The organism is Demequina flava (assembly GCF_000975035.1).
Classification (GTDB): domain Bacteria; phylum Actinomycetota; class Actinomycetes; order Actinomycetales; family Demequinaceae; genus Demequina; species Demequina flava.
This window is the reverse complement of record NZ_BBRA01000001.1, coordinates 307,230-324,332: the sequence shown is the minus strand read 5'-3', so window position 1 is coordinate 324,332 and position 17,103 is coordinate 307,230. Positions and strand designations below refer to the sequence as shown.

16 protein-coding genes and 1 tRNA gene are annotated in these 17,103 nt (G+C 64.8%); 11 read left to right on the top strand and 6 right to left on the bottom strand.

Going from position 1 to position 17,103, the window contains the following annotated elements; genetic code table 11:
* Positions 1-25: 25 nt before the first annotated feature.
* Positions 26-826: an SDR family oxidoreductase gene (locus AOP74_RS01470; RefSeq protein WP_061960573.1), complete on the bottom strand. Its 801-nt coding sequence runs from the start codon at positions 824-826 to the stop codon at positions 26-28.
* 64 nt (positions 827-890) lie between these two features.
* Positions 891-1,478: a TetR/AcrR family transcriptional regulator gene (locus AOP74_RS01465; RefSeq protein WP_082095929.1), complete on the bottom strand. Its 588-nt coding sequence runs from the start codon at positions 1,476-1,478 to the stop codon at positions 891-893.
* 144 nt (positions 1,479-1,622) lie between these two features.
* Here AOP74_RS01465 and AOP74_RS01460 point away from each other — a divergent pair, with 144 nt between their 5' ends.
* From AOP74_RS01460 to AOP74_RS01445, 4 genes are all read left to right on the top strand, one after another.
* Positions 1,623-3,326, top strand: a complete 1,704-nt coding sequence (locus AOP74_RS01460) for a 3-ketosteroid-delta-1-dehydrogenase (protein ID WP_061960571.1) — start codon at positions 1,623-1,625, stop codon at positions 3,324-3,326.
* A gap of 129 nt (positions 3,327-3,455) precedes the next feature.
* A tRNA-Pro gene (locus AOP74_RS01455) sits at positions 3,456-3,529 on the top strand.
* Between the two features lie 152 nt (positions 3,530-3,681).
* Positions 3,682-4,815, top strand: a complete 1,134-nt coding sequence (locus AOP74_RS01450) for an N-acetyltransferase DgcN family protein (protein WP_061960570.1) — start codon at positions 3,682-3,684, stop codon at positions 4,813-4,815.
* On the top strand, positions 4,812-5,897 hold the full coding sequence (locus AOP74_RS01445) for an alanine/ornithine racemase family PLP-dependent enzyme (protein ID WP_061960569.1): 1,086 nt from the start codon (positions 4,812-4,814) through the stop codon (positions 5,895-5,897). The genes AOP74_RS01450 and AOP74_RS01445 overlap by 4 nt, the downstream gene beginning before the upstream one ends.
* A gap of 19 nt (positions 5,898-5,916) precedes the next feature.
* Here AOP74_RS01445 and AOP74_RS01440 read toward each other — a convergent pair whose 3' ends face one another.
* The gene (locus tag AOP74_RS01440; protein WP_061960568.1) at positions 5,917-6,429 is read right to left on the bottom strand and encodes a GNAT family N-acetyltransferase; all 513 of its coding nucleotides are present in this window, start codon (positions 6,427-6,429) and stop codon (positions 5,917-5,919) included.
* 163 nt (positions 6,430-6,592) lie between these two features.
* Here AOP74_RS01440 and AOP74_RS01435 point away from each other — a divergent pair, with 163 nt between their 5' ends.
* The 3 genes from AOP74_RS01435 to AOP74_RS01425 are packed head-to-tail and all read left to right on the top strand — an operon-like array spanning position 6,593 to position 9,445.
* The gene (locus AOP74_RS01435) at positions 6,593-6,826 is read left to right on the top strand and encodes a hypothetical protein (RefSeq protein ID WP_061960567.1); all 234 of its coding nucleotides are present in this window, start codon (positions 6,593-6,595) and stop codon (positions 6,824-6,826) included.
* A complete protein-coding gene (locus AOP74_RS01430) occupies positions 6,817-8,901 on the top strand; it encodes a putative bifunctional diguanylate cyclase/phosphodiesterase (RefSeq protein WP_061960566.1) in 2,085 nt (694 codons plus the stop codon). Before AOP74_RS01435 ends, AOP74_RS01430 begins: the two co-directional genes overlap by 10 nt.
* 1 nt (position 8,902) lies before the next feature.
* Complete coding sequence (locus AOP74_RS01425; RefSeq protein ID WP_061960565.1) at positions 8,903-9,445, top strand: DUF5317 domain-containing protein; 543 nt, start codon at positions 8,903-8,905, stop codon at positions 9,443-9,445.
* Here AOP74_RS01425 and AOP74_RS01420 read toward each other — a convergent pair.
* Entirely contained in the window at positions 9,442-11,040 is a 1,599-nt protein-coding gene (locus tag AOP74_RS01420; protein ID WP_061960564.1) for a xylulokinase, read from the bottom strand. The genes AOP74_RS01425 and AOP74_RS01420 overlap by 4 nt on opposite strands.
* A 289-nt stretch (positions 11,041-11,329) precedes the next feature.
* Between AOP74_RS01420 and tig the strand changes: the two genes are divergently transcribed.
* Positions 11,330-12,658: a trigger factor gene (gene tig / locus AOP74_RS01415; RefSeq protein WP_061960563.1), complete on the top strand. Its 1,329-nt coding sequence runs from the start codon at positions 11,330-11,332 to the stop codon at positions 12,656-12,658.
* 75 nt (positions 12,659-12,733) lie between these two features.
* On the opposite strand, the gene AOP74_RS12310 is transcribed toward tig, so the two are convergent.
* Positions 12,734-13,288 carry a DUF4190 domain-containing protein gene (locus AOP74_RS12310; protein WP_061960562.1) on the bottom strand — a complete coding sequence of 185 codons (555 nt, stop codon included), beginning with the start codon at positions 13,286-13,288 and terminating at the stop codon, positions 12,734-12,736.
* Between the two features lie 259 nt (positions 13,289-13,547).
* Between AOP74_RS12310 and AOP74_RS01405 the strand changes: the two genes are divergently transcribed.
* The 3 genes from AOP74_RS01405 (at position 13,548) to clpX (ending at position 16,313) form a co-directional block, all read left to right on the top strand.
* A complete protein-coding gene (locus AOP74_RS01405) occupies positions 13,548-14,126 on the top strand; it encodes an ATP-dependent Clp protease proteolytic subunit (RefSeq protein ID WP_061961865.1) in 579 nt (192 codons plus the stop codon).
* On the top strand, positions 14,123-14,842 hold the full coding sequence (locus tag AOP74_RS01400) for an ATP-dependent Clp protease proteolytic subunit (RefSeq protein ID WP_061960561.1): 720 nt from the start codon (positions 14,123-14,125) through the stop codon (positions 14,840-14,842). Before AOP74_RS01405 ends, AOP74_RS01400 begins: the two co-directional genes overlap by 4 nt.
* A gap of 211 nt (positions 14,843-15,053) precedes the next feature.
* Positions 15,054-16,313: an ATP-dependent Clp protease ATP-binding subunit ClpX gene (gene clpX / locus AOP74_RS01395; RefSeq protein WP_061960560.1), complete on the top strand. Its 1,260-nt coding sequence runs from the start codon at positions 15,054-15,056 to the stop codon at positions 16,311-16,313.
* 79 nt (positions 16,314-16,392) lie between these two features.
* Here clpX and AOP74_RS01390 read toward each other — a convergent pair whose 3' ends face one another.
* Positions 16,393-17,088 (bottom strand): hypothetical protein, encoded by a 696-nt coding sequence (locus AOP74_RS01390; protein ID WP_152649119.1) that lies wholly within the window; start codon positions 17,086-17,088, stop codon positions 16,393-16,395.
* Positions 17,089-17,103 lie beyond the last annotated feature (15 nt).

Below are 17,103 nucleotides of genomic sequence, written 5' to 3'. Positions count from 1 at the left end.
CAGGGGAGGGCCAATGCCGGGGTGGCTACTGGGAAGCGTCGGCCCAGGACCACACGTCGTCGCCGCGCAAGACGGCATCGGCGCCGCCATCGCAGTAGATGGTCTGGCCCGCCATGTGCGAGTTGGCAGCGCTGGTTAGCCACACGAGCAGTTCGGCGATGGAGGACGCAGGCTGGTGGTAGTTCAGTGGCATGGGGACCGAGGAGTCCACCATGGCTGCGCCCTCCTCCGTGGCGAGCAGCTCGGCGGTCATGGGGGTGATGACAGTACCGGGGGCCACCGCGTTGAGGGGAATGTGAGAGCCCGCCCAGTCCTCGGACACCGAAGACCGTCGCACCCACCGTGACAACGCCCGCTTGGACGAGGAGTAGTTCATGTAACCAGCGCGAGGGTCTTCCGCGAGCTCGGTGCCGAGCTTGACCGCTGTTTCTTCGTCACCCGCGAGCGCCGCATCGACCAACGACTCCGCCACGGGGTGCAGCGAAGCCATCGAGGACACGACTGCCGCGCGGGGCGCGTCAGAATTGCGCAACGCGGGCAGTAGAGCCGTGAGGAACTCGGTGACCCCAAAGAAGTTGATCGACATGGTCTTGGCGATCGGCGCGGAGATGCCGGCGCAAGCGATGACGGCATCGACGGTGCCGCCGGCCTTCTTGGTCGCGGTTGCCGCTGCCTCTGCGCGGCCCTCAGTGGTTGACAGATCTGCGATGACGTCAGTGTCGTGCAGGTCAACGCCGACGACTGTGGCGCCCTGGGCGCGCAGCATTTCGGCGGTGGAGGCACCAATTCCCGATGCGGCTCCGGTGACGACGTAGGTGCGTGACATGTGGACTTCTCCTTAGGTGTTGTAGTGGGGTGAGGCGGGCCGATGCCGTGGCCTCGTGGGGACGTCAGGGACTGCTGAGATGAACTTGGGTGTCGTTGACGGGCCCGAGAAGGGCCCGGCCAGCAGTCAGGACCTCGGCTTTGAGGGTGGCCGAGTCGATGTCACGTATGCGTGGATCGACGGCGGGGCCGATGAGGCCGGACAGAAACATCGAGACGCGCAGGCGCCGTGCCGCGTTGGCGCTGGGTCCCGCCAGTGCGTCCTCGAGCCGAGTGAAGGCGGTGCGTGCGCGGTCGCTTCCGACAGCGAGTGGTCCCATCGCAACGTCCCGAAGAACGGTGGCGTAGAGGTCGTGGTGGGTGACCGCTTGCTCCGCGAGGTCCGCGATAAGGCTGTCGACTTGTCCGCTGGCGTCGGCGATGGTGTTCGCCTTCGCAACGCTCTCTTCGATCTCGACCAGCACCGGTTCCATGACGGCCTCGACGATTGCGGCTTTGGATGGGAAGTGATGGTAGACAGCGGCCTTCGTCACGCCCGCTTGTGTGGCGATCATCTGCAAGGACGTGTCCTGGACGCCATGGCTCGCAAACAGGGTCATCGCGGAGGAGACCATGTGGTCGCGGCCGGGGCGGCGTTGTTTGGGTTTGCTCATCACGTCCTCGTGTGGCCCGGGCGTCAATATCGACGCTTCTATTGTACTAGCCGATCGGCTAGTTTTAGAATTGGCGTTGACAGCAACGCGGCTGACCCTGATCGCTAGAGCGCAGGCACCACGCAAAATGAGGAGTTTCTCGCCATGAATTCACCGCAGATCGCCCCCGGACCTCAGGCACACGACGTCGAGGTCGACGTCCTCGTCGTTGGCTCGGGCACAGGTATGGCCGCTGCGCTCGCGGCACACGAGAAGGGGCTGACGTGCCTCATCGTCGAGAAGACCGAGTATGTGGGCGGTTCCACAGCGCGCTCTGGCGGCGCGTTCTGGGTCCCCGCCAATTCGACCCTCGCGCGCGACGGCGCTACGGACACGACCGAGCGGGCTGAAAGCTACCTAGAAGCGGTCGTGCGTGATGTGGCACCCGCCGAACGCTGGCACGCCTACCTCGACCACGGCCGTGCCGCCATCGACATGGTCGAGCGCACCACAGGTCTGGAATTCTTCTGGGCGAAGGGCTACTCCGACTATCACCCCGAAAACCCTGGTGGCTCGGCGGTGGGGCGCACGTGCGAGTCCAAGCCGTACGACGCATCGGCCCTTGGCGAGGAGCGCAGTCGGTTCCGTCCAGGCCTCATGGAGGCACCCGTGCCCATGCCCGTCACCGGCGCCGACTACAAGTGGATGAATCTGGTGGCACGCAAGCCGATGTCGGCGCTGCCCCGCATCGGGAAGCGAGTAGCACAGGGGATAGGCGGCAAGGCAGTCGGTCGCGAGTATGTCGCTGGCGGACAGGCGATTGCTGCTGGCCTGTTCGCTGGTGTCACTGAGGCGGGGATCCCGGTGTGGACCCGCACGTCGCTTGTGTCGCTCACTCGGGATGCCGAGCGAGTGACTGGTGCCACTGTCGAACAGGACGGACGTACCGTCACGGTGACCGCGCGGCGTGGAGTCATCCTTGCCACGGGCGGCTTTGAGCACAACGTGCCGTTGCGCCGTGAGCACGGAGGGGCAATTTACGACCAGGACTACAGCCTGGGGTCCGAGGGCAATACCGGCGACGGCATCTTCGCCGGCCAGGACGCGGGTGCGGACCTAGCGTTTATGGACCAGGCATGGTGGTTCCCCGCGATCGCGCCGGTGGGGGACGGGCCGGTCCAAGTGCTACTGGCGGAGCGCTCTCTACCGGGGTCGCTAATCGTCAACGAGCGCGGCGAGCGCTTCATCAACGAGTCCACCGACTACATGACCTTTGGGCAGACTGTGCTTGCTGGCCGGACGTCCGGCGAGGGCCCGCGCGACATGTGGATGGTGTTCGATCAGCGCTACCGCGACTCATACGTGTTGGCAGGGGCCGTCTTCCCGCGCCAGGGTTTGCCGCAGGAATGGCTCGACGCGGGCATCGCGCACCGCGGTGACAACCCGCGTGCCTTGGCCGACGCGATCGGTGTGCCGGGCGACGCGCTCTTGAGCACTTTGCGGCGGTTCAACGCGCTCGCGGCCAACGGTAACGACGAGGACTTTCACCGCGGCGCCAGCGCATATGACCGCTACTACGGCGACCCCACCCAGACGCCCAACCCCTGCCTGCGACCGCTACGCGGAGGTTTGTACGCGGTCAAGGTTGTCGTCTCCGACCTCGGTACCTGCGGCGGGCTCAAGGCCGACGAGCGGGCCCGTGTACTGCGTCCCGACGGCAGCGCGATCGAGGGACTGTATGCGATCGGAAACACCGCAGGTAATGCCTTCGGCGATCGCTACCCAGGCGCTGGCGCGACGATCGGTCAAGGGCTCGTCTTTGGATACATCGCGGCCCTTGACGCGGCTGGTGCCCTCGAGTCCTCCTGAGTCGTTTTGCACTCGACGAATAAGTATTGGCAACCCGTTGCCGGAGGGGTTCCGAGGGCCGATGCCGGGGTCGGGTCGTGAGCACCCCTCATCTCGTACTAGAGTTACGTCGCTCGCATTTGTGGGCATCGGGGTGTAGCGCAGCTTGGTAGCGCATCTGTTTTGGGAACAGAGGGTCGCAGGTTCAAATCCTGTCACCCCGACTGAAGAAGTAATGACACACGCGCTGAGCATGGCTCGCGCGGGCTTACACTGAGGCTCCACCACTTCTTAGTGGGGACCTCTCGTTGACACCGGCCACCTGGCCGGCACGATCCCGGCGCCTCCTCTGAGCACTGACTCGAGGACGTCTTTCATGACTGGCTTCATTACTGTCCCGCGCCTGCCCGCGCCCGCACCCCTTGACACGCGCCCTGCGGCGATCGTGTACTGCGAAGCCAATTTTGGCCGCATCGATGGCAAGACCGCGAATGGGTTGGTCCGCAGCAGCGAGCGGTATCGCATCGCAGCGGTGATCGATAGCACCTGCGAAATGGCCGATGCCGGACTTGCGTTGGGAGCGGAGCATGCCGGGATCCCTGTGGTCGCGAGTTTGGCTGCCGCCCTGGAAGCAGCGGGATCGGCCGATGTGTTCGTCTTTGGCTTGGCCCCGTTGTCCGGATTGATGTCCGCGGGTGACCGCGCTGCGGTCATCGACGCCGTCGAGGCAGGGCTCGATGTGGTGTCCGGTCTCCATGAATTCTTGAATGACGACCCCGAGATTGCGCTCGCCGCGCAGGAAGCGGGCGTCGAACTGCACGATGTGCGCCGGCCCCGTCCAACCAAGGACCTCCGGATGTTCGACGGCGCGATTGACACAGTGGATTGCGTGCGGATCGCGGTGCTCGGCACCGATGGGGCAATCGGCAAGCGCACCACGAGCACGATCCTCACGGACGCGCTCAACGCCGCCGGCATCCCGACGGTCATGGTGGGCACCGGCCAGACAGGCATCATGCAAGGTGCGGCCTACGGCGTAGCGCTCGACGCGATTCCCGCTCAGTTTGGGGTGGGAGAGCTCGAAGGTGCCGTCGTTGCGGCGTGGGAGGAGCAGCGGCCGCGCGTCATTGTGGTTGAGGGCCAGGGTGCGCTGAGCCACCCGGCTTACCTCAGCTCCACCGTGGTCCTGCGCGCCTCGCGTCCTCACGGCGTCATCATGCAACACGCTCCAGGTCGCAGCGTGTTGTCGGACTACCCGGACGTCCCTATGGGCACGCCGGAGCACGAGATCGCGCTGATCGAGATGTTTGGCCGCACCCGAGTGGTGGGCATGACCATCAACCACGAAGACATGTCGCGGGTCGATGTCACGGCCGCGATCGCGCTGTACCAAGTGGACCTGGGGATCCCCGTCACAGATGCTCTGTGGCGAGACCCGGTGGAACTCGTGCAGATGGTCGTGAAGGCATTCCCAAGCTTGATGCGGACGGTTGTGGCGGCGACCGCGTGATCACGCCTCGGATTGATATTGACCTGACCGCGATTGAACACAACGCGCGCACGCTGGTCGCGAAGCTTTCCAAGCGGGGACTCTCGGTCACGGGAGTCACGAAGGCGACTCTGGGTTCACCGGATGTCGCCAAGGCGATGCTCAGGGGTGGAGTGGTCGGGATCGCGGACTCGCGCATCGAGAATCTTGAAGCGCTAAGGGACGCCGGCATCCGCGCGCCCATGACGCTCCTACGCTCTCCGGCTCCAGATTGGGCAGACCGAGCCGTTGCCTGCGCATCCACCACCCTCGTCAGCGACCTCGATGTCGTGGACGCGCTGTCGGCGGCTGCGGGTCGACGTGCCGTGAATCATCGCCTCGTGCTCATGGTGGAACTTGGGGACCTGAGAGAAGGGGTGATGGTTGCCGACGTCCTCGACGCCGCGCGCCGTATTTCGCGTACCCGCCATGTCACACTCGCGGGCATTGGAACCAACCTGGCATGCCGCAGCGGCGTGATCCCCGGAGACGACCAGATGAGGGAGTTGTCGGCGCTCGCGACCGCGCTCGGCGCAAAGTTTGGTGTCGCAACGCCTGTGGTCAGCGGCGGCAACTCCGCGAACCTCACGTGGGCCATGGGGACGACGCCGGTGGGGCGCGTGAACGATCTGCGACTGGGGGAGGCCATCTTGCTCGGCATGGATCCGCTGACCCGCAAGCCCATCCCAGGGTTGCGCCAGGACACGTTCTGCGTCGTCGCGTCCGTTATTGAGTCGCTCGCGAAGCCGTCCTATCCCTGGGGACTGCGGGCGCAGTCTGCATTCGGTACGGTCGCGGCTCCGCGAGAACGCGGGTCCATCGTGCAGACGCTGGTGGCGCTGGGCCGTCAAGACGTGGATCCTGAGGGTGTGACGCCGCCCGCCGGCTTCCATGTTCTGGGCTCAAGCAGTGACCACCTCGTGCTCGAAACGCCCACTCGCATGCCTGCTGGGACCGAGGTGAGATTCTCGCCTAGCTACTCTGCACTGCTGCGTGCCATGACGTCACCGTTCGTTGCAGAACGGCTCGTCACAGCATCGGCCGGAAGCAGTATCGCCGCTTAACCCCGCAGGCTGCTCGAGGTCAGCGCTCAAACTGCCGCTCGGGGTGCGGCAGACGCGCATCTCCGTCGAGATCGTGGTGCAGGTAGAACGCACGGTCACCGGTTGATGGGTCGCGGTGCACGAACCCATGTCGCTGATAGAACCGCAGGGCATCGCCATCTGGCTCGTCCACAAACACCTCTGCGGCCATGATCCCGCGTGCTCGCGCCCGCTCGCCGAGCGCCTCAATGAGTGCGCTGCCCGCGCCATGATTGCGCGCGTCGGGTTGGATGTAGAGATCTTCGAGCGCTGCTACCGCGTTGTCTCCGTAAGCGGTGGCCCGGAGCGCGACTGTAGCGAACCCGTACGCTGGTTCGCCCGCCAGGATGGCGAAGAAATCACGTCGGGCTAGGAGTCTGCTCAGCCTGCCCTCGACGGTTGACCGGTCGTCGAGCTCAGCACCGAACTCGCTGTTGAAGTCGCGAAGCAGGCGCGCGAGAGTGGCGGCGTCGTCGGGTGTCGCGACGCGGATGGGAATTGACGTCGTTGTCATGCATTTGACCCTACGCCACCCAGCTCTCTCGGAGACCGCGGCGAGCCGAGTTGTGTCTGTGGCCCACGCCAAGCCGAGCGCGGAGCCCTCACGTCACGTTTTATAACGCGATCCCCGATAACGCTGGTATTTCTAATGCGGCTGGGCCATGATGTGAAAGTGAGTGTCGCTCGGCAGTCACAAAGCCGAGGACGATGGCACGGTGCGCACTTGGGGCACCGGGGACTCGGCAACGGCGGAGACGTCGTCGGTGGGTGTCATCGTCCGCGAGTCCCTTGGAGCAGCGATGGAGAAGTGGAAGATCTTCAGCAATAGCACCGTCGTCCGTGCGACGGCAGGCGTCAGCACCCTCGTCGCCACAGCAGTCGTGGTGGGCGCGGGCTGGAAGTGGTTCTGAGTTCCAAATCTGGGCAGGGCGGTGCGGGGCAACAATCGTCCGCACCGCCCTTTCCGCTCCTTGCATACATCGCAGTCATAGTCCTGTGTGGTGCGACCGCGCTCGTCGCGATCGCGGTCCTCACGCCGTGGGCGGAGACCGCGGACGCGCTATTGATATGGCCGACGGTGTTCCTCGCCGTGGCAGCCGTTGTCGGCGAGGTCATGCCCATTCAGTTCGCGCGCCGTGGCGCGGAGACCCGTTCGCTGTCCACATCCGCGCCCTTTGTGCTCGCGCTGATCCCGGTGGCGGGCCTGGGGGTCGCCGTAGGCGTCCAACTGCTGGCGAGCTTGGTTGACGACGTCCGTTTCCGACGGTCGTTGCCAAAATCCCTGTTCAATAGCGGCCAGTACATCTTGAGCGTGACGGCTGCGGGCGTGGTGTTCGCCTTGCTGACCGACCGCCCCATCTTCGGCGGACCCGTGGCAGTCACCGCCAACGACCTCCTTCCGATCTTGGCGGCGGGGGTCGCCATGATCGCGGTGAACTGGCTGCTGGTCGCAACAGTGGTGACACTTGCAACTCAGGTCCCCATCGCGGTAGTCCTGCGCGAAGACGTGCGCGTATTCGTCGTGACAAACATCGTGCTGTTGAGCGTGGGAGGCTTGGCGGCCATGGTGGCAGCGGACGGGATCGGCGTGCTGATTCTCGTGACCGCTCCGGTCATCGCGGCACACATCTTTGCGGCAACCGCGGCGGAACACGCGCATGACGCGACCCATGACCCGCTCACGGGTTTGGGCAACCGAGGCCAACTCCACCGTGACCTTGACCGCGTCCTGGCCGGGGTCCACGCGGGCGCAGCCGACGGGGCGTCAGTGGTGCTGATCGACCTCGACCATTTCAAGGACTTCAATGACACGCTCGGTCACCCGGTGGGGGACCTGATTCTTCGCGAGGTGGCTCACCGCCTCATCGAAGCCGCGCCGGAAGGGGCCAGCGTCCACCGCCTTGGCGGTGATGAGTTCGCGATCGTCCTGTCCGCTGGGCAGGACGATGCCCAACAGTGCGCTGAGGACCTACTCCAGTCCTTCGACGTCCCCGTGCGCGTCGACAACCTTGAGCTCCTTGTTCGCGGCAGCGCGGGCCTCGCCATTGCGCCCGAGCACGGTGACTCCGTCGAGACGCTTATGAAGAACGCGGACATTGCGCTCTATCACGCGAAGTTGGAACGGGACCGAATCAGCATTTTCACCGAGCAGTTTGATGTGAACTCCGTTGAGCGACTGCAGCTGCTCGCAGACCTGCACACGGCGCTGGACAACGATGAACTTCGCGTGGTCTATCAGCCGCAGTTCGATTTGGCAGACGGCACCGTGGTTGCGGTGGAGGCGCTCGTGCGGTGGCAACACCCCAGTGGCGAGCTCATTCCGGCAGACGAGTTTGTGCCGTTGGCAGAGAACTCTGGACTGATCTTTCCGCTCACGGACTTCGTGCTCAACACCGCGCTCAGTCAGGCCGCGGCGTGGCACCGTCAGGGCCACCACATCCGCATGTCCGTCAACCTTGCGGCACGGCACCTGTCCGACCTGGCGCTGCCGCAACAAATCTCGCAGGCGTTGGCGCGGCACAAGATTGAGCCGTCGCAGTTGGTCCTTGAAGTAACGGAGACGGGGATCTTGTCTGATCCCGCGAGGGCCGATGTTGTGATCAAGTCAGTGCGAGAGCTCGGGGTGGCAATCGCAATTGATGATTACGGCACCGGCAACGCGTCGCTCAGTTACCTCAAGCGCCTCGACATCGACGAGTTGAAGGTTGATAGAACCTTCGTCACCAACCTCGGGAGCGACCGTCACGATCGCGTCATCGTGCGTTCCACGATCGACCTTGCGCTCGCTCTTGGATTGCGTGTTGTCGCAGAGGGGATCGAGGACGAGCGGACGGCTCAGACCCTCGCCACGATGGGGCACGTCATTGGGCAGGGGCGGTACCTGGCATGGCCCGCGAGTGCCCAGGAGGTTTCTGAATTGCTCAAGCGCTCGGACCGTTCTGCGGTGACATCCGGCACCATCTCAACCTCACGTGAGGTGCGCTGACGTGCTCGTTCTCGCCGCCTGCCTCATCGCAGTGGCGTCACCACTGGTGCTGTGGAGATGGCCCGCCGGACTTCTCACGCGCAAATGGACGCTGCCGATCTTGGTGTGGGTCGCGCTTGCGACCCAGATCGTCATCATCGAGTTCGGTGCACCGGACGGCTGGGCACCCGTGCTCCACGTCGCGACCTACGTTCTGGCGATCGCGTTCATGTGGCTCAACCGGCAGGTCAGGGGAGTGCTCGTCGTTGGAGCAGGCGCGTTCCTGAATGGCATCACGATCGCACTGAACGGTGGTGTTCTCCCCGCGCGGCCGGAGGCTGTTGAGGCCGCCGGTATCGACGTGGATCACGCATTTGTGAACGCGGGCGTGGTCGATGACCCCGTGCTTCCGTGGCTCGGAGACGTGTTCGCGTGGCCCGCCCCCATGCCGCTCGCCAACACCTTCAGCATCGGCGATATTTTGATCGTGCTTGGGGTAGGGCTGGCGGCGTGGGCCGGTGCGCGACGCATCGGCGCCCCCGTCAGCGAGCCGGCAAACGCCTAGCGCAGTGCGCTCACCGCAGCCGTCTCGATAGCCAAGCCCGCCTCGTACTGCGCGAGCCAGCTGGCGTAACCCTCGACGTCCGCGGGATCAGGCGAGGCGACGGTGACATCGGCCCCCGCAAAGACCTCGTGCGCGAGGTAGTCAGCCAAACCGGCCTCGCCCCCGGACCGCGTGAACTTCGCCAGCACGGCGATGCCCCACGCGCCGCCTTCGCCGGCGGTTTCGCCGACGGTCACCGGGGTGTCGATCGCAGCCGCGAGGAGCCGTTGGGCGACGCCGGCGGTGCGGAACATCCCGCCATGGGCAAACATCGAGTCCAGCTCGACGCCCTCATCGTGGAGCACGCGCATCCCCAGGCTCAGCGTCCCGAAAGCGGCATACAACTGCGTGCGCATGAAGTTCGCCAGAGTCAGACGGCTCCCTGGGGTGCGCACCACGAGGGGGCGTCCCTCCTCGAGCCCGGTGATGGGCTCGCCTGACAAGTAGTTGTAGGCCAGGAGCCCTCCGCCGTCCGCGTCGCCCTCGAGCGCTGCGTTGAACAACGCCCCGAAGACGGCATCAGGGTCGGATGAGCCGCCCACTGCGCCCGCGAACTCCGTGAAGACCGACGCCCACGTGCCCAGTTCAGACGCACCGTTGTTGCAATGGACCATCGCGACCAGGTCGCCGGCCGGGGTCGTGACGATGTCGAGCTCGTCGTGCACCGCATCGAGCGGTTGCTCCAGCACCGCCATCGCGAAGATGGACGTGCCCGCGGAGATGTTGCCGGTCCTGGGAGCGACGGCGTTGGTGGCGACCATGCCGGTGCCGGCGTCGCCCTCGGGTGGGCACAGGGGAGTGCCGGGCTGAAGGGCGCCACTGGGGTCAAGGAGTGCGGCCCCGCTGTCCGTCAGCGAGCCCGCATCTTGCCCGGCGACTAGGACCTGAGGGAGCACCGCGGATACCGAGAGGTCCGCGCCCTGGCCCGTGACGAGCGACTGGAAGCCCTCCAGCATTGCGGAGTCGTAGTCGCGGGTGGCGGGATCGATCGGGAACATGCCGGAGGCATCGCCCACGCCGAGCACCTTGGCGCCGGTCAGTTTCCAGTGGACGTATCCCGCGAGCGTGGTGATGAACGAGACGTTCTTTACGTGGGGCTCGTGGTCAAGAATTGCCTGGTAGAGGTGGGACGCGGACCAGCGCTGCGGGAAGTTGAATCCCAGTTCCGTGGTGAGGGCCGATGCTGCGGTTGCCGTATTCGTGTTCCGCCAGGTGCGGAAGGGGGTGAGGAGGCGGTCCTCGGCGTCGAAGGCAAGGTAGCCGTGCATCATCGCGGACACGCCGATCGCGCCGATCGAGGTGAGGTCGACGCCGTGGCGCTCGCGGACATCGGCGATCAGCGTCCCATACGCGCCCTGCAGGCCGCTCCAGATGTCGGCATCGGCGTAGGTCCACAGCCGGTCGTGGAACTGGTTCTCCCACGCGTGCGAGCCGGACGCGAGTACCTCGTGGTCCGGGCCAATGAGGCACGCCTTGATGTTGGTTGAGCCCAACTCGATCCCGAGAGAGGTCTGTCCGGAACTGATGATGCTGGCCACGGTGGTCGAATCTGTCACGGCTTCTCACTCCAATGTGCGCCCGCCGCGTCGCTGCAGCCGGCTCGAAAGTTAACGTTAACTCGCAGTGTATCTGACCCACCTCACGCCTGGGCGGGCTCCTCAAGCGAGCGCCGGGCGCAACGCCTCACGAGGTCGCACCCAAGAAATCCGCGTAACCCCGGCATCGGCCCTCAGCGAACGCGATTGGGCGTGAGGCCCCGCTCCCACTAGACTCGTGGGGTTGCCTTAACTAGCGGCGTGCCCGCGTGCGGGCATGGACTCAATCCCAATATTCAGGAGCACATCAGTGACCAGCGCGCTCGAGAAGATCGACGACACGACCGTCAAGCTCACGGTTACCCTCACCGAGGAAGACCTCAAGCCCTCGATGGACCACGCCTACAAGCACATCGGCGAGCAGGTCCAGATTCCCGGATTCCGCAAGGGCAAGGTGCCGCCACGCATTCTTGAGCAGCGCGTGGGCAAGGGTGCCGTCGTAGAGCACGCCGTCAACGACGGTCTGCCCGGCTGGTACTCCGACGCCGTCAACGAGCAGGACATCCGCCCCTTCGGCCAGCCTGAGGTTGAGGTCACCAAGGTTCCCGGCTCCGAAGAGGGCTTTGAGGGCCTGGAGTTCACCGCACAGGTGGAGATCCGCCCCGAGGTGAGCCTTCCCGCCGCCGCCGACATCACCGTCGAGGTCGAGCCCGTTGAGGTCTCGGACGAGGACGTCGAGGAGCGCCTGACTAACCTGCGCGAGCGCTTCGGTTCGCTCAAGACCATCGACCGCCCCGTGGCCGACGGTGACTACACGACCATCGACCTGGCTGCGAAGCTGAACGGCGAAGATGTCGACAACGTGCAGGGCACCTCGTACCAGGTGGGCTCGGGCAACATGCTCGAGGGCATGGACGACGCACTCATCGGCCTCTCGGCTGACGAGGAGACCACGTTCGAGGCACCGCTGGCCGCGGGCGAGCACGCCGGTCAGACCGCCACGATCACCGTCAAGGTGACCGCGGTCAAGGAGCGCGAGCTCCCCGAGGTCGACGACGAGTTCGCACAGCTCGCTTCCGAGTTCGACACCGTCGATGAGCTGAAGGAAGACCTCAAGGCTCAGGCCGCCAAGATCAAGGCGAACAACCAGGCCATCGAGGCACGCGAGAAGCTTCTCGAAGTGCTCACCGAGGCTACCGACTTCGAGCTCCCCAAGAAGGTCATCGAGGGAGAGGTGCACTCGCACCTCGAGAACGAGAACCGCCTTGAGGACGACGAGCACCGCGCCGAAGTCACCGAGGAAGCTCAGAAGGCCCTGCGCGCGCAGATCCTCCTGGACCAGCTCGCTGACGACCTCGAGATCGAGGTTGAGCAGAACGAGCTCCTCGAGTACCTGATCAACGCTTCGCGTCAGTACAACATGGACCCCCAGACCTTCATCCAGCAGGTGGAGCAGGGTGGCCAGATCCCCGCGATAGTCGCCGAGGTTGCACGCTCGAAGGCCACCGCCTTCGCACTGCGCCGCGCGACCGTCAAGGACACCGCGGGCACCGTGGTTGACCTGTCCGAGGTCATCGGATCGATCGAGGACGAGAAGTCCGACGATGAGAACGAGACCGCGGAGGACAAGGGCGAGTAATCGCTCCCTGTCGCATACGCGTTAAGGCCCCGTCACCCTTGTGGGTGGCGGGGCCTTTGCGTTGCGTGCTTGCGGCTAGGCCAATGCCTCGATGGTCACGCCCGAGTCGCTCTCGCACCACTCAGCGGGGCTTGAGCCGCCGCATTCCGATGCCAGCCACCCAAAGAACATGGTGAAGGCCACGATCGCGATGATGCTGAGCACCACGAGCGCGTAGCCGACGATCAGGCCGGCGAGCCCGAGCCCGCCATTGTTGGCTTCTCCACGCTTGGCGGCGGCGCGGCCCATGTGGCCAAAGATGATGCCCGGGATGACCGAGATGCCGATGATGAGACCGCCGAGCGAACACGCCAATGACGTGATGTTCATCCAGTTCTTCTCAGTGCCTGGCATCTTGCCGCCGGGCTGCGCGTACTGAGGCTGTTGGGCGTATGGCGGCTGCTGGCCGTACTGGGCTGGCGGCTGCGCGTACTGCGGCTGCGGCGCGTAGCCGCCTGCCGGGGGAGCGCCGTAGACGGGAGGCTCGGGTGCCTGCGGCGCTTGTGGGGCCGATGCTGGGGGCTGCTGGGAAGCGTCGGGCCCAGTTCCGTCGCTCTTGCGTTCGAATGGGTCGTTCGGGGGTGTGCTCACGGTGTTCTCCTCAAGGTTTCGCCACGTATGACCGCAACCTTAGTAGTGGGAGGCGACCCACGCATCGGCCCTCAGAACGAGCCCACCCCTGACGTGAATCGGGGGTCCTGTGCACCCGATCCCATTCCCCGTTCTCCCAGTAGCGAAACCAGGGGGTAAACGGCAATAGTGAGGCGCTCCTGCGCGTTAGGGTCAAGCAAGACGTTCAACTAGGAGGACTCACGTGAACGAGATCACGGCTCGAGGAGACGGCGCCGGCATGGCGCTGAATGACTCGATCTTTAACCGGCTTCTGCGCGAGCGGATTATCTGGCTCGGCGACGAGGTTCGCGACGACAACGCGAACGCTATTTGCGCCCAGATGATGTTGCTGGCGGCTGAAGACCCGGACAAGGACATTTACCTGTACATCAACTCGCCGGGTGGTTCCATCACGGCGGGCATGGCGATCTACGACACCATGCAGTACATCAAGCCAGATGTCGCCACAGTGGCGATGGGCATGGCGGCGTCGATGGGTCAGTTCCTGCTGTCCTCCGGCGCCCAGGGCAAGCGTTTCGCAACGCCCCACGCCCGCGTCATGATGCACCAGCCTTCCGGCGGCATCTACGGCACCACGACGGACATCCGCATCAACGCCGAGCTCATCATGCACATGAAGAAGACGCTCGCCACGCTGACCGCGGAGCAGACGGGCAAGACGCCCGAGCAGATCAACAAGGACGCTGACCGCGACCGCTGGTTCACCGCCCCCGAGGCGATGGAGTACGGCTTTGTGGACAAGGTCATTACCCACGCGGCCGAGGCCGGCGACGCGTCGCAGGGAGGCAAGGCATGAGTGAGATTCAGCAGGCACTGCACGCCGCAGGCCGCACCGCAGGCTTCGGTGGTGCCGCCCCGGCATCGCCCAGCTCGCGCTACATCCTGCCGTCCTTCGAGGAGCGCACCGCCTACGGCTTCAAGCGTCAGGACCCCTACGCAAAGCTGTTCGAGGACCGCATCATCTTCCTCGGCGTTCAGATCGACGACGCTTCCGCAGATGACGTGATGGCGCAGCTGCTCGTGCTCGAGTCCCAAGACCCCGAGCGCGACATCACGCTGTACATCAACTCGCCTGGTGGCTCGCAGACCGCGCTGACCGCGATCTACGACACCATGCAGTACATCAAGCCCGAGGTGCAGACCGTGTGCCTGGGTCAGGCAGCCTCCGCGGCCGCCGTGCTGCTGGCGGCAGGTTCGCCCGGAAAGCGTCTCGCGCTTCCGAACGCTCGCGTGATGATTCACCAGCCTCGTATTGAGGGTGGTGCGCGTGCGCAGGCCTCGGACATCGAGATCTACGCCGAAGAGATGATCCGCATGCGTGAGTGGCTCGAGTACACGCTCGCCAAGCACACCGGCCAGACGGAAGAAAAGGTGCGCGAGGACATCGAGCGCGACCGCTTCCTGTCCGCGCAGGAGTCCAAGGACTACGGCCTGGTTGACCAGGTGCTCGAGTCCCGCAAGGGCGTCGACACGGTCTCGCCCGAGGACCGCGCGCTGCGCCAGGCGGAGTAACGCACAGTTCTTTACCCGTTCAACGGCGGCCATCCCAGTGTGGGGCGGCCGCCGTTGTGCTGTGAGGGGGCCGATGCCGCGGCTGAGCGGGATTGGAATGCGCTGTGGGCGTACGTGGCGGCGCGTCGACCAGCGCGTGTCAGAGGGGCTATGTAGCCTGATGCAAGACGGTTCGAGTTGATGGTGCTCGACGCCGTGAGAGGAGACCCTGATGACCCGTCCGGCCGACAGCGGCGATCTGCTGAAGTGCTCCTTCTGCGGAAAGACCCAGAAGCAGGTGCGCAAGCTCATTGCTGGCCCCGGTGTGTACATCTGCGATGAGTGCATCGAACTGTGCAACGAGATCATCGAGGAGGAGTTCGCGGAGGCCGCGGAGGCGGAACTGACCGAGCTCCCCAAGCCTCGCGAGATCTTCGACTTCCTCGGGCAGTACATCGTGGGGCAGGAAGCCGCCAAGCGCGCCCTGTCCGTTGCGGTGTACAACCACTACAAGCGCGTGCGTGCGGGAGAGACCGCAGCCAAGGCCGGCGAGGACACCGTCGACATCGCGAAGTCGAACGTGCTGTTCATCGGTCCCACCGGAACCGGAAAGACGTACCTCGCGCAGACCCTGGCACGCATGCTCAACGTGCCCTTCGCCATCGCTGACGCCACTGCGCTGACGGAAGCCGGCTACGTCGGTGAGGATGTCGAGAACATCCTGCTGAAGCTCCTGCAGGCAGCCGACTACGACGTCGAGAAGGCCCAGCGCGGCATCATCTACATCGACGAGATCGACAAGGTTGCCCGCAAGGCGGAGAACCCGTCCATCACGCGCGACGTGTCCGGTGAGGGTGTGCAGCAGGCGCTGCTCAAGATCATCGAAGGTTCGCAGGCCTCCGTGCCGCCGCAGGGTGGACGCAAGCACCCGCACCAGGAGTTCATCCAGATCGACACGTCCAACGTGTTGTTCATCCTGGGTGGTGCGTTCGCTGGCCTCGAGGAGATCATCTCGTCACGCGTGGGACGCAAGGGCATCGGCTTTGGCGCTCAGCTCAAGGAGGCCGACAACTCCGACCTCTTCGAGCAGGTCACCCCTGCCGACCTCCACAAGTTTGGGCTGATTCCCGAATTCATTGGGCGTCTGCCTGTCACCGCGACCGTGCGTCCGCTCGACGTCGACGCCATGGTGTCGATTCTGACTGAGCCCAAGAACGCGCTGGTCAAGCAGTATCAGCGGATGTTCGACCTCGACGGCGTGCAGCTTGAGTTTGACCGCGGCGCGATCGAGGCGATTGCGGAGCAGGCACTCGAACGTGGCACCGGAGCGCGCGGTCTTCGCGCCATCATGGAGGAAGTCCTCCAGGAGACGATGTTCGAGGTCCCCGGCCGCGAGGATGTGGCTCGAGTGCGCGTGACGCGCGAGGTCGTCATGGACCGCGTGCTGCCCGCCTACGAGGCTCGCGAGGAGCAAGAAGAAGGCGCCGCCTAAGGCGTGTTCTGACGCCTGAGCCTTCTAGCCCTGGCCGTACATACTCGGCGGGATTTCGGCGGCGCGAGCCTCCTGGCCGTCAGTTCTTGTTGATCGGCTTGGCGGGTGACGACTCGCTTGGCGTGCATTCCCTGACGTCGTGGAGCGTGGACTCCACTGTCATCCAGTGCGAGTTAGTCCAGATCACTTTTGTCACGAGGCAGTACTCGGCGTAGGTCGCGAGTTCGGTGTGATTCTCGCTCCGTGTGATCGTGGACAGTCCTGAGTCGCACACTTGGTACATGACCCAGAGGTAGTCAGTTTCCTCAAGGAGATATCCGTCACTGGAGTCAGAGCGGCAGGGTTCCTTCTCAACCGACCTTTCCAACGTCTCCCAGTCGGCGACGCTGGACAGTGCGGCTCCGCAATATTGGCATTCGGTACTGGAAAGGGTGCCGTACAACGTTGTGTCGTATGGCGGTGCGTACATCTCGTACTCGAGGTCCATGAAGAATGCCGCGAAGGCGAGAGCTGCCTCTGGCGTGAGGGCGAGGGTTTCTTCGGGAAGCGCGGCGAGCAGACGGTTTCGAGTCAGCGGGCTGTCGAGGTCTCTCCCGATCTCGATGGCCGGAGATTCCGACTGCTCGGGCGTTGACGACGACACTGGGTGAGCACTCGCCACCGACGAGGGACTGGGCTCCGTAGCGGAGTCCGTTCCTGCGAAAGTGCAACCTGCGAGAAGAAGGGCAACGCCGGCGAGAGCGACCGCACGGGTCATGATCTTTGTTGATGTCATGGTTGGCGACGCTAA

What these genes read in the sequence shown, in the direction of transcription:
- AOP74_RS01405 (WP_061961865.1), top strand. Translation starts at nt 13,548, where the DNA reads ATGGCGCTGAATGACTCGATCTTTAACCGGCTTCTGCGCGAGCGGATT.
- AOP74_RS01465 (WP_082095929.1), bottom strand. Translation starts at nt 1,478, where the DNA reads ATGAGCAAACCCAAACAACGCCGCCCCGGCCGCGACCACATGGTCTCC.
- AOP74_RS01450 (WP_061960570.1), top strand. Translation starts at nt 3,682, where the DNA reads ATGACTGGCTTCATTACTGTCCCGCGCCTGCCCGCGCCCGCACCCCTT.
- AOP74_RS01460 (WP_061960571.1), top strand. Translation starts at nt 1,623, where the DNA reads ATGAATTCACCGCAGATCGCCCCCGGACCTCAGGCACACGACGTCGAG.
- AOP74_RS01470 (WP_061960573.1), bottom strand. Translation starts at nt 826, where the DNA reads ATGTCACGCACCTACGTCGTCACCGGAGCCGCATCGGGAATTGGTGCC.
- clpX (WP_061960560.1), top strand. Translation starts at nt 15,054, where the DNA reads ATGACCCGTCCGGCCGACAGCGGCGATCTGCTGAAGTGCTCCTTCTGC.
- AOP74_RS01400 (WP_061960561.1), top strand. Translation starts at nt 14,123, where the DNA reads ATGAGTGAGATTCAGCAGGCACTGCACGCCGCAGGCCGCACCGCAGGC.
- AOP74_RS01390 (WP_152649119.1), bottom strand. Translation starts at nt 17,088, where the DNA reads ATGACATCAACAAAGATCATGACCCGTGCGGTCGCTCTCGCCGGCGTT.
- AOP74_RS01440 (WP_061960568.1), bottom strand. Translation starts at nt 6,429, where the DNA reads ATGACAACGACGTCAATTCCCATCCGCGTCGCGACACCCGACGACGCC.